At 63.9% G+C, this 15,485-nt stretch carries 14 protein-coding genes; 13 read left to right on the forward strand and 1 reads right to left on the reverse strand.

The annotated features are described in order from the left end of the window. The first annotated feature begins 17 nt into the window (after nt 1–17). The 5 genes from KW832_RS07145 (at nt 18) to KW832_RS07165 (ending at nt 3,376) form a co-directional block, all read left to right on the forward strand. Nucleotides 18–677, forward strand: coding sequence for a head decoration protein (locus KW832_RS07145; protein ID WP_218299370.1), 660 nt, complete (start codon nt 18–20; stop codon nt 675–677). Between the two features lie 38 nt (nt 678–715). Then, nucleotides 716–1,747 (forward strand): major capsid protein, encoded by a 1,032-nt coding sequence (locus KW832_RS07150; RefSeq protein ID WP_218299371.1) that lies wholly within the window; start codon nt 716–718, stop codon nt 1,745–1,747. Between the two features lie 6 nt (nt 1,748–1,753). After that, nucleotides 1,754–2,089 (forward strand): hypothetical protein, encoded by a 336-nt coding sequence (locus KW832_RS07155; RefSeq protein ID WP_218299372.1) that lies wholly within the window; start codon nt 1,754–1,756, stop codon nt 2,087–2,089. Further along, nucleotides 2,086–2,541: a hypothetical protein gene (locus tag KW832_RS07160; protein WP_218299373.1), complete on the forward strand. Its 456-nt coding sequence runs from the start codon at nt 2,086–2,088 to the stop codon at nt 2,539–2,541. The genes KW832_RS07155 and KW832_RS07160 overlap by 4 nt, the downstream gene beginning before the upstream one ends. Nucleotides 2,542–2,617: 76 nt before the next feature. Further along, complete coding sequence (locus KW832_RS07165) at nt 2,618–3,376, forward strand: hypothetical protein (protein WP_218299374.1); 759 nt, start codon at nt 2,618–2,620, stop codon at nt 3,374–3,376. Here KW832_RS07165 and KW832_RS07170 read toward each other — a convergent pair whose 3' ends face one another. Then, nucleotides 3,377–3,559: a hypothetical protein gene (locus KW832_RS07170; protein WP_218299375.1), complete on the reverse strand. Its 183-nt coding sequence runs from the start codon at nt 3,557–3,559 to the stop codon at nt 3,377–3,379. A gap of 13 nt (nt 3,560–3,572) precedes the next feature. Here KW832_RS07170 and KW832_RS07175 point away from each other — a divergent pair, with 13 nt between their 5' ends. From KW832_RS07175 to KW832_RS07210, 8 genes are read left to right on the forward strand one after another with little or no spacing between them, the layout of a single operon-like run. Then, nucleotides 3,573–7,550 (forward strand): tape measure protein, encoded by a 3,978-nt coding sequence (locus KW832_RS07175; RefSeq protein ID WP_218299376.1) that lies wholly within the window; start codon nt 3,573–3,575, stop codon nt 7,548–7,550. Nucleotides 7,551–7,562: 12 nt separating this feature from the next. Next, nucleotides 7,563–7,973, forward strand: a complete 411-nt coding sequence (locus KW832_RS07180; protein WP_218299377.1) for a hypothetical protein — start codon at nt 7,563–7,565, stop codon at nt 7,971–7,973. Nucleotides 7,974–7,976: 3 nt separating this feature from the next. Continuing rightward, the gene (locus KW832_RS07185; protein ID WP_218299378.1) at nt 7,977–9,662 is read left to right on the forward strand and encodes a hypothetical protein; all 1,686 of its coding nucleotides are present in this window, start codon (nt 7,977–7,979) and stop codon (nt 9,660–9,662) included. Nucleotides 9,663–9,674: 12 nt separating this feature from the next. Then, nucleotides 9,675–11,603, forward strand: a complete 1,929-nt coding sequence (locus tag KW832_RS07190) for a hypothetical protein (protein WP_218299379.1) — start codon at nt 9,675–9,677, stop codon at nt 11,601–11,603. Between the two features lie 34 nt (nt 11,604–11,637). Beyond that, nucleotides 11,638–12,834, forward strand: a complete 1,197-nt coding sequence (locus tag KW832_RS07195) for a hypothetical protein (RefSeq protein WP_218299380.1) — start codon at nt 11,638–11,640, stop codon at nt 12,832–12,834. Beyond that, entirely contained in the window at nt 12,825–13,229 is a 405-nt protein-coding gene (locus KW832_RS07200; protein WP_218299381.1) for a hypothetical protein, read from the forward strand. Before KW832_RS07195 ends, KW832_RS07200 begins: the two co-directional genes overlap by 10 nt. Continuing rightward, nucleotides 13,226–13,606 (forward strand): hypothetical protein, encoded by a 381-nt coding sequence (locus KW832_RS07205; protein ID WP_218299382.1) that lies wholly within the window; start codon nt 13,226–13,228, stop codon nt 13,604–13,606. Before KW832_RS07200 ends, KW832_RS07205 begins: the two co-directional genes overlap by 4 nt. Before the next feature lie 4 nt (nt 13,607–13,610). After that, complete coding sequence (locus KW832_RS07210) at nt 13,611–15,485, forward strand: DUF4684 domain-containing protein (protein ID WP_218299383.1); 1,875 nt, start codon at nt 13,611–13,613, stop codon at nt 15,483–15,485.

Below are 15,485 nucleotides of genomic sequence, written 5' to 3' on the forward strand. Positions count from 1 at the left end.
TTTGAAAGGCCAAGAACATGACGTTCCTTGCAACCTACAAGAGCCAGGGGTATGTACCTCGCGGCCTCATCGCTGGCAACGCAGCATTGCTGATCAGTGAATCCATCTCACTGTTGGCGGGCAACCATGCACGCGGCACCTTGCTGGGCCGTGTGACGCTGGGCGATGCCACCTCGGCCGCGAAGGCTGGTGGCAACACCGGTAACGGTGTGCTGACCCTCGATGCGACTCCCCGCCTCGACGGCGCACAGGCTGGTGTCTACGCCGTCACCTGCACCACTGCTGCAGCCAACGGCGGCACCTTCACCGTAGTCGCGCCAGATGGCTACTCGCTCGGCACCGTATCCGTGGGCGCCACGTTTGCCAACCAGATCAAGTTCAGCATCGCCGATGGCAGCACGGACTTCATCGTGGGCGACAGCTTCAACATCACCGTCGCGGCGGGATTGGGCGGCTTTGTGAAAAGTCTCTCCACCGCCAATGATGGCTCGCAGGTGCCCGAAGCCATCCTGGCCGAAGACACCGACGCCACCCTGGAACCGGCACCCACCATCGCCTACACGCGCGGTGACTTCATCGCCGATGACGTCATCTTCGGCGCAGCCCACACCGTGGACTCCACGCGTGCAGTGCTCCGCGACAAGGGCATCTTCCTCATCGGTCAAGTGCCGGTCTGAGGCCCATCCACAACCCCAACACATAGGAGCCTTACACCATGCCCGATATCTTCAGCACCGACAGCCTGGTGGCCGTCGTCGAAGAGCTGCGCGTGCCCAACCTGGGCCTCGCAAACCGCTACTTCATCAACGTCCAGCAAGACGAATCCGAAGAAATCCACTTCGATCTCGAAAACAAGCCGCGCCGTATGGCTCCGTTCGTGAGTCCCCTGGTGGCTGGTCAGTTGGTCGCAAGCCGTGGCTTCCAGACCGATACGTTCAAGCCTGCGTACATCAAGGACAAGCGCGCATTCCACCCAGGCCGCGCCTTGAAGCGCGCCATGGGCGAGAAGATCGGCGGTGGAGAACTGTCCGCCGAGCAGCGCATGGAGCTGCTGGTGGCGCAGGATCTGCAAGACCAGATCGAAGGCGTAGAGCGTCGTCTCGAATGGATGGCGGCTCAGGCGCTCTATGCAGGCAAGGTTACCGTCCAGGCGCCTCAGTATCCCAAGGTGGTTGTGGACTTTGGGCGCCATGCTGACCTCACCGTTAACCTGCAGAATGCAGAGCGCTGGGGCGAGACAGGCGTCAAGCCGCTTGACAGCCTGCAGGACTGGTCGGATGCCATGGTCAAGCGGACTGGTGTTGGCATTAGCGATGTGGCGATGACCATCGACGCCTGGAAGGTGTTCCGCGCCGATCCTGACGTGAAAGAGCGCCTTGACCGCTATCGCGGCAACAGCACCGTCCAGCAAGACGCCCACAACCGCGAAGGCCTGGTGTTCCAGGGCGTCGTGGATGGCTTCAATATCTTCACCTACAGCGGGTGGGGCATTGAACCTGGCGACGAAGAAGCGCAACAGCAGACTCTGCTGCCGCCTTTTACGGTGATCTGCACCGCTGCGCCTGACCTGGTCGAGGGCACTCGTCACTTTGGTGCCATCCTTGATCATGATGCCCTGCAGGCAATGGCGTACTTCCCCAAGAGCTGGTTGGAGCAAGACCCCAGCATGCGCTACTTGTTGATGCAGTCGGCGCCCTTGCTGGTGCCATACCGCGTCAACGCCACGATGCGCATCAAGGTGCGCTGATTGGCCATGCTGGATCTCGAAGAAGACATGGCCGACGTGTTCTACGGCCCCGACTTCGCCACCACCTTCACGCGCCAGCGGCCATCGGTCGCTGACGTGGATGTGGTGCTGATCTTCGGGGTGGTCGATAAAGAGGCCCTGGATGGCCGCGCCATGGCCGCCACACGCAAGGTGCAGATGCCTGTCAAGCAGGATGTCCGCGCCGATGACGTGCTGATGGCCAAGGAGGCTATCCCGGCCCTCAGCATCGCCGTAGGCGCCCGGTTTCGCGTGCTGGACAACCCCCAGCGCGTGAATGACGGCATGGAGATGGAGGCGCTGCTGGGCAGCGTGTCGCCATGAGCACGCTCAAGCCAGACACGTTGCCACAGGGCGCCCCCTTCGCCATCGGCGCGACCATCTTTGCAGCGCTGAAGGTTGCCCAGGCACTGGAAGGTGCCAAGGTGTTGGACAACCCAAAGCGCAACAGCGACCTGCAAGACGGCGCCCGCATCGTCTTTTTCGAAGACCAGGCCGACAAGCTCATTGGACAGCCGGGCCAGTCGCAGAAACGCACCTATGTGTTTTCGCTGGGCGCCATCAACCGCACCGAGAAGGACCGGGAAGGCGCACATGCTGACTACCGCGCCGCCAAGCGCGTCATCCGCAGCTGCATGCCAGAGATCGTCAAGCTGGTGCAGATCGAAGGCCGTGGCGTTGTCGAAGGCGATGTGGTCTACCGCCTTGAAAACATCGACGTGGGGGGCGGCCTCGTGGTTGGCCTGTTCACGCTCGACTACCGCGATCCGGGCTGACAAGCCTGTTTCGATTTACCCAACCAATAGCCCGCCACCGAGCGGGCGTTTTTGTTTCTACTGAAAGGAGGCGGTTATGACCGCACGTGCAGTTCTGGCTGGTGGCCTGGTGACCTTGTCCGTCTGGAATACGGTGACGCAGGCGTGGGGCCCTTGGGGCGATGCCCTGGATGCCGACAAGTTCGCCATCAAGCCCAACTCTGAGAAGAAGTCCAGCTCCTCGAAATCGCATTTGAACTACGGTCAGTCGCGGGCCGCTGTCGTCATCCCCAAACCCACTGAATTGTCCATTGCGATCTCTGCCGCCAGTGCCGCAACGTTGGCAATGCAGTTCCAGGGCATCGTTGAGTCACTGACGCAGAGCGCGGGAACGCTGACGGAGCATGAAGTGACTGTGACAGAGCTGGGGGACTGGCTGCCCGTTGGCAAGCGAAACTTGGTCGAAGACGGCTTCCAGGTTTTCCAGGCTGATGGCACCACGCCACTTGTTGTCGGCACGTTCCAAGTGAACTGGGCGCGAGGCGAAATCCGTGTGAAAAGCGGAGTCGCAGTGGGCAACAAGATCAAGCTCACCAGTGCCTACAACGCCGTCGACGGCAAGAAGATTCTCGGCGGCCGGTTGCCTCAGATCCGCTGCCGGGCGCGGTTCGACGGCGCCAACCTTGTGGACGGTGCGCCGGTGGAGGCGGACGTACACGAGGCCGTTCTGGGCGCTGGGACCGAGTTCGACTTTCTGTCCGACAACTTCACCGCCACCGAGCTGTCCGGCGAAATTGTGGTTCCAGCCGACAAGACGGAAGGCTACGAAGTCCGCTGGCCAACCCTCACATCCTGATCAAGGCCGCCGTACAGACGTCTGTACGGCGCCCATCAGCACCAGAACGGGCCATCCCACCACCACGGTGGCGATGGCCCCGCCACCCAGCGCCATCAGGCGCTCCGAATCCACCAGCAGGCCCAACAGGGCCAGCGGAATGCCCGCGCCCGCCAGGGCAATGCACCACACCAAACCCTTCATCTGATCCTCCAAAATGGCCGATCCCAAGATCAAATACGACATCGAAGCCGCCGTCAAGGGTGAGGCCGATGCCGAGGCGCTCGCCAAGACGCTGCGCGGTGTGGGTGACGTTTTAGAGGGCGACCTTAAAGACGGGGCGCTGCAGGCCGCGCAGGCGCTTGAGGCGCTCGCTTCCAAGCAACGGGCGGTCGAGAACTTCCAAGCCCTGAAGCGTGAGTCTGTCGACCTTGGGACTGCACTGCAGAAGGCAACCGAGCAGGTTGACCGCTTGGGCGCCGAATTGCCCCAGGCAACGGCCCAAACCCAAGCCCTGGCCGTTGCTGAGCGTGCAGCCCAAACGGCACTGGAACAGGCTCGCACGGCTCTGCAGAGCAAACGCGATGCGCTCAAGGCTGTGCGCGAGGAAACACAGGGCTCAGCGCGCCGGACCGACGAATACAAAGCCACGGTGGCGGGCCTCAAAGATGGCATCAAGGCCGCAGTGGCAGAGGTCAAGTCCCAACAGACCGCACTGCGCAGCACGGCCCAGGCCACCACCCAAGCCCAAAACGCCGAAGCCGCGCTGCGCAAGGAATATGACCTGGCTATCGGTTCCTCGGTGCGCTTGAGCACCGAGTTGGGCAACAAGCGCCGCGCGCTCACCGAGACGCGCGAGATCATGCAGGCAGTTGGCATCAGCACGGCCAACCTCGCGCAGGCCGAGGCAGGTCTGCGCAGTGCGGTCGCTCAGGTGCGGCAGGAAGTGGCCGCCTTGGCCCCCGCCTACCAACAGGCCGCCTCCGCCTCCACCCAGTCCACACAGGTGCAAGCGCAAAACCAGCGCACCTTGCGCGAGGGCATGACCTCCATCAGCACCCAGCTGCAGCGCATTCAGCAGATCGCTACTGTGGCGCTGGGCGGCAGCTATGCCGGGGGCCTTGCCAAGAGCGTGGCAGACACCGCCGACGAGTTCCGCAACCTCGAAGCCCGCGTGAAGCTGGCAACGGGCGAAGGCCCGCTGTTCCAGGCAGCTTTTGATGGGGTGACACAAGTTGCCCTGCGCACGAACACCGCGCTCAATGAAACCGGCACGCTGTTCGCGCGCCTGGCGAAGGCAGGGACAGAGGCCGGCCAGTCTGCCCAACTCGCGCAAGACAACGCCCTGCGCCTCACTGAAACCATCAATCAGGCCATCCAGCTATCGGGCGGCTCGGCCGACTCATCCAGGGCCGCGATCACGCAGCTCATCCAGGGCTTGCAGTCGGGTGTGCTGCGCGGTGAAGAGTTCAACTCCGTGATGGAGCAGGCGCCGCGCCTTGCACAAGCCATGGCCAACGGCCTGGGTGTGACGACTGGCGAGCTGCGCAACCTGGCCGGGCAGGGCGCCCTCACTGCCGAAGTGGTGATGAAAGCGCTGCGCGGCCAGGCCGACGTTGTGGCAAACGAGTTCTCCAAGCTGCCGCCCACAGTGGGCCGTGCTCTGCAGAACCTCACCACGCAGTGGACGCTTTATGTCGGCCAGGCGGACAACGGCTTGGTGAGCAGCGCAAACGCTGCCAAGGTGATCAACGCGCTGGCAAGCAACCTTGACACCCTGGTGACCACCCTCAGTGCTGCAGGCAAGCTGTGGGCGGCCATCAAGATCGCGGGCCTGGCTGCTGACTTTGGCGCCTGGGCGCTCAAGACCCTATCGGCCACGGCTGCTGTCGAAAAGAACACCCTCGCAGTGGCTGCGAACACCACGGCGCAGGTGGGCAATGCCGCTGCCCACGCTGCCAACACCGCCGCGCAAACCGCCAACATCGCCGCCACCACGGCGTCCACAGCCGCGCGCACCGCCAATGCCGCGTCGTGGGCGTCGATTGCCACCTTCACGGGCCAGGCCACCAAGGCCACCACAGCGGCCACGGCGGCGGCTGTGGCGAACACGGCAGCAACGGGTGCCAAGACCGCAGCATTCGGCCTTCTGGGGGGCGCGGTGCGTGGCGTCACCGGCTTGCTGGGCGGCCCGGTGGGTTTGATCGCCACGGTTGTGCTGTTCAACGGCGAGATCCGGAAGGGGATCACTTCCGTAGTCGAATGGGGTTTGGGCTTCACAGAGGCCGGGCAGACCATCAAGAGGTACGAAGCCCAACAGCGCGCAGCCACCGAGGCGGTCGTTCGTGATACAGAGGCACGCAAGGCTCAGGCGGCGGCCTTGCAGTTGCAGAACGACAAGATGGCCGACGCTCGCAACCGGGCCTTCGACCTGACCAAGGAGAGCGTGGGCCTCCTCGCAGAGTTCGACAAGCTGCGCACCTCGGGCGACTCTGTCGCTGATGCGGTCGGCAAGATCGGCAAGGATTTTGACTTGTCGAACTCCCCAGGCATCCGCACCGCCTCTGCCGTGCTCGACAAGCTGCTGGCAGACGGCAAGCTGACGGCCAGTGAGTTTCAGGCCGCGTGGGCAAAGGCGCTCGATGGGCAAGACCTTGCCAAGTTCGAAGTGCTCGCCCGCACTGCCTTTACTGCTGCTGCGCAAGACGCGAAGAAGCTGCAGGACCAGCTGCAGCAGGCCATCACCAACGGCGCATCCGAAACGGTGCTCAACGACCTGCGCGATCGCCTCAAGTCAACCCTTGAGGCTGCGGGCCGCGAGTCTGAGCGCGTGTCCCAGATGATGGACAACGTCCTGCGTGAAGCGGTCAAACGCACGGGGCTGGAGTTCGACCAGCTGCAGGGCAAGATCGGTACTGCATCGCGCAGCGCGTTGAATGATCTCGATGTCGTCATCGGTGGCCTTGACCGTTTGAAGGCGCAAGGTGTAGATGCCGGGCGTGTGCTGGCCGCCAGCTTCACCCAGGCCATCAACACGGCAGACAGCCAGAAGGCCCTGGACGAACTCCGCGCCCGTATCGAACAGGTGCGCAGGGCGCTGGGTGACAAGGTGGCCGATGGCCTGCTGGATCAAGCCAGGCAGAAGGCCGAGGAGTTGAAAGCCGCACTTGATCAGGCCACGCCTGGCATCAACAGCGTTGCTGAGGCCATGAAGCGACTGGGACTGGAGTCTTCGGCCAGCCTGCAGCGCACAGCCACCGAAGCTCGGGGGGCGTACGCCGTGATCGCCCAGGCTGGCGCCCAAGAGGGTGAGTCCTATCTTGCCTGGCAGCGCCGCAAGGAGCTGGCGGCCCTCGCCATGATTCAGCGCATGGTGGAGGCCAATCGCGGCATTGTTGACGCCAACATCGCGGCGCAGGCTGCTGCGGCGGGCCTCAAGGTCGAAGTGGATCAGAGCGGTCGCACCATCGTGCGCTCCATGCGCGATGCCGAAGAGGCCACACACCGCGTAGGCCGTGCAGCCGGTGGCGCGGCTGGGGGGTATAGAGACATGGCCGGGGCAGCGGCTGCCGCTGCGGCCAACGCCAAAGCTCTCGAAAAAATCTACGACAAACACCGCCTTGTTCCCGGTGGCGACAAAGACAAATACACGGTGGGCGATGGCTCCGACCTGATCGGCAAGTCCCGCGACATCCGCTATGCCGGGGTGAACGACACGGACATCAATCAACAGATCGCCGCCCGCTATGGCGAGGAGGCCGTGGGTAACGACCTGGCCATGAAAGCGTGGCAGTTGCGCCTGCAGCTCCAAGCCTATCAGAAGAACTACGGGAACATGCGCAGCAAGCAGAGCCTGCTGGAGCAACGCAACATCGCCGCCGAGCTGGACCGCATTGAGCGGGAGCTGCAAGCCGCTTTGGAAAAAGAAGGTAAGTCGGATGGTGCCAAGCCCCGCTCCGGTCGGGGCCGCTCGGCCTCTGGTCGCGCAGGTGGCGATGCTGAAGACGATCAGCAAGACAGCCGCAGCGGTCGCTCCAGCGGCAGCGGTGTCTCGCAGCAAAGCAATGGCGTGCCAGTGCACCTGCATTTCAACGGGCAAGACCTGGGGGTTGTGAACACCGACCCATCAGGCCGCGCTGCCTTGGAAAAGTTCATGACGGCCCTTGCCGATGGCAAGAGCGTGTCCGGTCGATAGGCAGACAACACCATGGCAATCACCCTCACCAAAGGCGCTACCACCCTGGAGCTGCCGGAAGACCTTCTGTGGGTCAACGAGTTTCGCTGGTCCCCTGTAGCGCAAGCAACAGAACGCAGCCTCACGGGCGCACTGCTCATCGATGTGGGCTCGCGCGTTGGCGGCAGGCCCATCACCCTTGTTGGCAAGGAGAACTTCGCGTGGATCTTGCGCTCCGGGCTCGAAACCCTGTACGCCTGGGCTGCGCTGCCCGGGCAGCAATTCACCCTCACCCACAACGGCGTGGCGCGCACCGTCATTTTTGACCACGGCACTGCAGAAGAAAGCAACGCCATCAAGCAAGTCGAGCCCGTGATCGGTTACAGCGATCCCGAGCCAGAAGACTACTACTGCAGCCTTGAGCTGAACTTTCTGGAGATCTAACCCATGCCACTACTTGCTGGCGATATCCGCCTGGCGCGCAGCGCAAACATGGCCGACGTGCCCGAAGGCGGCGGGCCACCCTCGGCGCAGCTGCTCACATCGGGCAGGTCGAACGAAATCTTCCCGGACCTGTCCGAAGAGACCCGCACTGTGGGCCGTGTCGAGATCTATCAAATCTTCGGTATCTTGCGCAACACCGACCGCGCAGCGCTGATGGGCTCCAACGTGATCCTGGCGCAGCCGCCCGCAGATCCGAATGTGAGCGTGACGCTGCTCTCGCTCAAAGACCCGTTCGCCACGCGCGCCGATATCGCCCGGCGCATCGAGGCGGGCATGTCGCCCGGTACAGAGTGGTCGGGCTACTTGTTGGAAAACCACTTTGTCACCATGCGCAGCGTCACGCTGCTGCAGCGCCCCGGCATGAAGCCGCCCGTCATTGGCCGCACCTATGTGCTGGTGTACCAGGAAGGCCTGGCCGGCGAGCGCCGCCAGCGCGTCAAGATCAAGTCCACGGCCACAGAGACGCGCATCTTCACCGAGATCGTAGGCAATACGCTCATCGACTTTGAGGGCCAGGTCACCACCTGCGAGCTGTTCGACGGGCTGCTGTACGACTTCCCAGGCTCGCCGCCCTCGCGCACCTATGCGCGCCAGTCCACCAAGTCCGCGTTGCGTGAGACCGTCTACAGCGACACAGGCATGTTCTACGGCGCTGGCCGCCTGACCGTTGAAACACAGATCACAGACAGCTGGATCAACGTTGACAGCATCACAACGCAGATCGTGCCGAATAGCCGCACCGAGTCCGCCACGGTGGACCAGCGCCCCAGCGCGCGCCAGGTCATCACACTGGCTACGGTGCCCCGCAAGGTCGAAGTCGGCATTACCCCCCACACCAAGCGCGTCAAGATTGGCGAGGAGAACGTGGGCCGGATCTATGTGGACCAGCTCCGCCCGCTGCCCGAGCCCAGCACGCTGTTCATTGACTACTGGTCGATGGGGACCAAGTACACGATCACCGACGATGGCACTGGCCGCTTGGTTGGCGCTGGCGGCGGCGCGGTGAGCTACCTCACCGGCGCCTTGAACTACACCCTCAGTTTCCTGCCCGACATCGGCAGCGACATCACGATCACTCACGGCACGCGCCTGGCGTACACAGACCGCAGTGCTCAAGGCGCTCAAGTTCGCGCGCCTGAGTTCGCTTTCATGATCGATAGCGAGGGAGAGTTTGACCGGATCATCCCGGGCGCCCTGAGTGTGACGTATCCCAGCGGCGGTGTGCTGCGCACGGTCACCGACAACGGCACGGGCGCCCTGACCGGTGCCGCGACGGGCGTGGTTGACTACCCAAGCCGCAGCGTCTTGCTGCGCCCCACATTCATGCCCGATCCGGGGGCCGAGTTGCAGATCGAATGCCAGGTGGATGCGCTGGTCACCGAGAACCTAGCCCCTGGCGCCCCCGACGCGGGCGGCTTCATCACCCTGGCGCTGGCCCAGCAGCCTGCGGCTGGAACGCTGGCGTTGTCATGGATCACCGCCCGCAACACCAGCGCCACGGCCGGGGCCAAGCTGACAACCACCACGGCCACCAAGAAGACGGATGTGACCTACACCATCCGCAGCGTGCCCGAATACTACGAGCCCGCGTCTTCGGGCGGCGGCGTCAACTGGCCGCGTTCCAGCTAAGGACTGACTGACATGGCAATCAAATACGTTCAACGCCCCTTCACGATCAAAGTCACGAACGGGAGCAGCGCGACCGACAGCGAAGAAACCGGCACCACAAACGACGGCCGCATCGTTGCGGCCCGAACTGTCACCGACGATGGCGCGGGCAACCTTGCCAACGGCCTGGGCACCGTCAACTACGTGGGCAAAACCGTTGTGCTTAAAGTGGTCTCGTTTGACCGCAGCACCACGGCCTACAAGAGCGACTACGACGACGCCGTCGAGTTCGAGCGCACCGTCACGGACGGCGAGGGCAGCAGCAACAGCAACGCCCGCAAAGGCGGCGAATACGGCACGGCATCGGTCGGCGAAGAGGTGCTTGCCGCATCGACCGTCATTGCACGCTACCGCGTGGGCGCCAGCGCCCCGGCCACACGCACCCAGGCGCTGGAGATGCCGCCCATGGCCATCGACCTGGCGCCTTACACCACGGACTCCATCGTGCCCGGCTCGGTGCAGTTCCGCTGGATGGGCCAGATTTACAGCGACTTCGAGGGCGTGGTGTACCGCGACCGCACCGATGTTTCTGCAGGCATTGCCAGCGGCCGGCTGGACTATGCGGCCGGGGTCGCAACAATGACGGGCTGGGTGGTGGGCGGCACCGGCCCCACCGACTTCCAGCTCCTGAGCCTGTGGACGCAAAAGGGCCAGTGGAGCACCGCCTCGCTGTTCTTCAGCACCGATATGGCGCCGCTGCGCCCAGGCCCTGGTGGCTTCGTGCTGTCGGTTGTGGATCTGCGCGGCGACACCTTGACCGCCAATGTGGACAACCAGGGTGCAATTACGGGCGCGCACATGCGCGGCAAGGTGGAGTTCTCCCGCGGTGGCGTGGAGCTGCAGTTTGGTGACTTCGTGCTGGATGCGGACCTGACTGCGGCCGACAAGACCGAGTGGTGGTACAGCGCGGCCGACGTGGGCGCGGTGCAAGCTGGCCGGATCTGGCGGCCGTGGCCGGTGGACCCCACAACGCTGCGCTACTCGGCAGTGAGCTTTATTTACTTGCCCGTCGATATCACGTTGATGGGCTTGGACCCTGCAGCGCTGCCCGCCGATGGTCGTGTGGCATACGCACGCCCGGGCGACCTGTGTGTGATCGGTGTGCTGCATGGTGGCGTGACGTTCGTGCCTACCGTGGGCCATGTGTACGACCTGGGCGCAGAGCGCCTGTCGTTCGCGCAGGTCATTGATGCAGTCACCCAGGCCGAGATCTACACGGGCTACACCGCTGACCTTGACGGGGGCACCGTCACTTTCAATGACCTGACCGGCTACCCGGCCGGGGGAGTGAAGGTGCTCGGCCGCACGGAGGTGTATCGCCAGATCGCCGAAGTGCGTATAGACGGCAAGGTGCGGCTTACTCAGCCTGTGGGCTATGGCTTCCCGGTTGGGGCGGTGTTCTCGACTGCGCTGCGCTTTGGAGACCGCTTCGCTCGGGTGAGCCGGGTCTACGACCAAGCGAGCTGGAACGGCACAACCTGGTATGACGGGGTGGACCCCAGCAAGGGAGAAGCGGTCGGCACGTTCGCCAGCGGGCAGCACCCCATTGTGGTCACCAACCGGGGGGCGATCACCGAGCGCTGGGCGCTGCGCTTTCGGTCGGACGGCCAGGTGTTTGACCTGATCGGCCAGCGCTTTGGGCAGATCGCCAGCGGCAATATCAACGCGGACTTCTCGCCAATGAACCTTGCTGCGGGTGCGCCCTACATGACCGTTCCATCCTCTGGCTGGGGTTCCGGCTGGGTGAGCGGCAACGTGCTCTTCATCGACACCATCGGCGCAGAGGCCGCGATTGACTGCGTGCGCTGCACACAGCCGGGCTCGCCAGTCGGCATTGACGACAGCGCGTGGCTTGTGCAACGCGGCGACGTGGCGCGCGACCCCGGCAGCAGCTTTGACTGATTCACCGACCAATTGATTCCAAAAGGACCACACCATGGCATTCACCTACCCCGTCAAATGGGTCACCAACACCATGCGCGGCGCGCCGCAGATCAGCGGCACCGCAGGGACGTTTATTGCTGCGCTGGATGCGTTTTTAAACACAGGCTGGGGGTCGGCCAACGCCATCAGCGTTTCGGTAAGCGGCGGCGTGGGTACGGCAGAGTTTCCCGAAGGCGTGTTCTTTGAAGACCACGCCGTGGTGCTGTTTGGTGGTGCCACCACGCCTGCAGCGCTCAATGGCGAGGCGCGTGTGCTTTCGCACACCAACAAGAGCATCACGTTCGAGACCGACGCGCCCGATGGTGTGGCTACCACGGGCACGACAATCACCTGCCGCTATGCGCCTGTGGGCAACTGGAGCAAGCCCTTTGTCGGCACGAACAAAGCAGCTTTCAAATCCTCAGATGTGCAGGGGAGCGGCCACTACCTGCGCATTGATGACAGCGGCACGATGACTGCGCGGGTGGTCGGCTACGAAACCATGACCGACGTGGACACAGGCGCAGGCCCTTTTCCGACTGCGGCGATGCTATCGGGCGGTGGCTATGTACACAAATCTACCTTGGCAAGCGCCGCTGCAGTGCGCTACGCAATGGCCGCTGACTCGCGTGCAGTCCTTTGGGGGGTAGAGGCAGGGTCACATAATTCCACGGTCAACCGTATCAGCAATGTGCGTGGGTTCGGCGACCCATTGCCAATGGCACCTTCGGGGGATGTCTGGAGCACGTTTTTGTCAGCGAACGGCTCTGCGAACAATTCAGCTTTAAATACTGGCGCTTTGTCCGGAGGGGCTACGTCGTCTACGGGCGGCTTGTGCTGTTCGCCCCGTGCATTTGCGGCTGTCGGGGCAGCGCAGCTGATGACTGTCGTGCCCTTTACAGGGGGGGCTACGGCAGTGTCGGGCGCGGATGGCTTTGGTGGTGTCGCCCCTTCTGCCGTCGATGGCCAGATCAAGCTTGCGAGGGTGTTCTTGAAAGAGCAATCCGCCGGATCGCCTCCACGGTGCACCGTCCCAGGAGTCCTGTACGTGCCGCAATCAGGGGTTGCTGCTTTTTTTGCCCCTGGTGACACCCTCGTTGGTTCTGGTGATTGGGCCGCGCGTCGCCTGCTGGCCGTGGGCACAGGCGATAGTGCCGTGGTCCCCGTGACGGGAATCGCGTTTGTCGACCTTACCGGGCCATGGCGCTGATGGCTCAGCTCACCACACCATCGAGCTTGCAGCCGCTGCCCGGCTATGTACAGGGCAGCGCCTCTGAGCGGTTCTCGATAGCCGCCTCGGTGCCCGCGTTGTGGCGCTTGCGCGATGACTTGCGGCAACGCAACCCAACCAGTGGCGTGATCACTGATCGGGTCATGTTCAAAGCCACCCCCAGTTCGCCCGAGTCGCCGTTCGCCATGGGCCGCGTGTGGCTGCTGCGCCTGGCCGATGGCTACAAGGCGTGGGAGGGCTGGAGCAACCAGGCGGGCTACTACACAGCAACCGGGCTGGAGCTGGGCGTGGACTACATCGCTGTGGGCATAGACCCGCTGCGCAACCACAAGGCCACGGGCGCAGGCCCTGTGCGTGCCGTGGAGGCTGTATGACGATCAGCATTGCACACAGAGCAGCTCGCAATCAGGCGAGCATTGATCTTGCAGACGCTGGCGCAGGTCCGTCCGTCATCAAGCTGTACACCGAGGCGGGGGGCACGATGCTGGGTGTGAGGACACTTGCGAAGCCTTGCGGGACTATCACTGTCGAGGGGCGTATCCAGCTATTGCCATCGCTCACAAACGACCTTGTGCAAGTTACCGGCACGCCCACTTGGGGGGAGTGGTGCGACGGCAGCGGCGTAGCGATCTGGGGCGCGGATGTGACCAACGAAGCGGGGCCGGGACCCATCAAGTTGCAGGGCACCGAGACCATGATCATCTATGAGGGCGGCGTTGTGGCGCTCTCGGCGCAGGCGTTGCTGGGGTAGCGATGTGGACATTGACGCAAAACTTGTCTTCACGGCCCCTGCTGACGGCTCTGGGCGGCTTGTCTTCGGCGACAGCGGAACGGTTGTTGTCCCGGATGCTGTCTTCAGCATTGACGGCGACTTGCCCGGCCTGGGCATGCTCACGATGCACGCCGGATCTCTGCTCAGCATCGACGTTGAGTTGCCCGGTCTCGACGGCACCATCGGGCTTGCATGGGATGCCAATGTCAGCCGGGGCATGCGTGCCGAGGTGCAAGTCTGCTGGCAAGAGGCGCGGCCCGTTGCTGCAGGTCTTGCCACAGCCTGGCAGGGCGGCCAGCCGGTGCGTGCCGCTGTCGCTGCCACTTGGCAGCAGGGCCAGCGCATTGCCGCAGCAGTCGATACCCGGTGGCAAGAGAGCGAGCGCCTGCGCGCTGCCGTTGCTGCCGCTTGGCAAGAGGGCATCCGGGTGCGCAACGCAGTGGTCTCCGGCTGGCAAGAGAGCCACCGCATGCGCGCAGCAGTCGCTGCAGCCTGGCAGCAAGGCACCCCACGCCGTGGCGCTGCGCTGTCGCGCTGGGAGGAGACCGAGCGCCTGCGTGCTGGCCTGGTCTCGCACTGGCAGCACGGCGCGCCTGTGCGCCATGCGGTGCTTGGCCGCTGGGGCGATGGCCTGCACATCCGTCAGGTGCTGCGCACCCACTGGCAAGAGGGGCGGCGCCCGCCTGCAGGTGTCTCCACAGTGCCGCCCATCGACCCGCCTGGCGAGCCCTGCTACGACCCCGCAACGGTGGGGCGGCTTGTGTTTACAGACCTCGCCCTGGGCGACGGTCGGCTTGTATTCGTGTGCCAGCGGCCTGGGCAGGGGCCGCCGCCTGCAACCGTCGTTGTGCCGATTCAGAGGGTGTACATGACCATCAATAACTTGAGCATCACACGGGCCGATGGCGAGCCCATCCCTACTCAGACCTTCGGCATGTCGCTGGACGTGGACTCGTGGACTTGGCAATGGAGCGCCACGCTTCACGGTAGTGCGCTGCCACTCATCACCCCCGGCCCTGGTGGGGAGCCTGTGCAAGTGATCGCCACAATCAACGGGGTGCCCTACCGTCTGCTGGCAGAAAGCTACAGCCGTGAGCGGCGCTTTGGCAAAACGAGCATCAACGTAAAGGGGCGTGGAGTCACCGCGCTGCTGGACGCGCCTTACTCCCCGGCGTTGAACCACGGAAACAGCTTGGCGCGCACGGCCCACCAGCTCATGGGCGAGGTGCTCACGCTCAACGGTGTGCCCTTTGGCTGGGATGTTGACTGGCGCATGACGGATTGGCTGGTGCCAGGCGGGGCGTGGACATTCCTGGGCTCATTCATGGCCGCTCTTGTGGATATAGCGGGTGCTGCAGGCGGGTACATCCAGCCGCACAACACAGCCCAGACGGTGGTTGCGTTGCCGCGCTACCCCGCAGCGCCGTGGGACTGGAGCGGCCTGACACCCGCCTTTGAACTGCCCAGCTCAGCGGTGAGCGTTGAGGGCATCGAGTGGTTGCGCCGCCCGGTATATGACCGGGTTTTTGTGACGGGCGTGTCTGATGGCATCGAGGGCCGTGTGAAGCGCGCTGGCACAGCCGGGACGCTTGTTGCGCCTGGTGTCACGCACCCGCTGATCACAGACATGGAAGCGGCCCGGCAGCGCGGCATTGCAGAGCTGGGCAACACCGGTGTGCAGGCCCACATCAGCCTGCGCCTGCCGGTGCTGGAGACCACCGGCATCATCAAGCCGGGCGCTTTGGTGCGCTACGTGGACGGTTCCACTACGCACCTGGGCTTTGTGCGGGCCACCTCCCTGGAGTGGTCTTCACCCACGCTGCGCCAGGTGCTTTCTGTGGAGACCCACCCGGAGTAG

Source organism: Acidovorax sp. sif0632 (genome assembly GCF_019218805.1).
Lineage (GTDB): Bacteria > Pseudomonadota > Gammaproteobacteria > Burkholderiales > Burkholderiaceae_C > Acidovorax > Acidovorax facilis.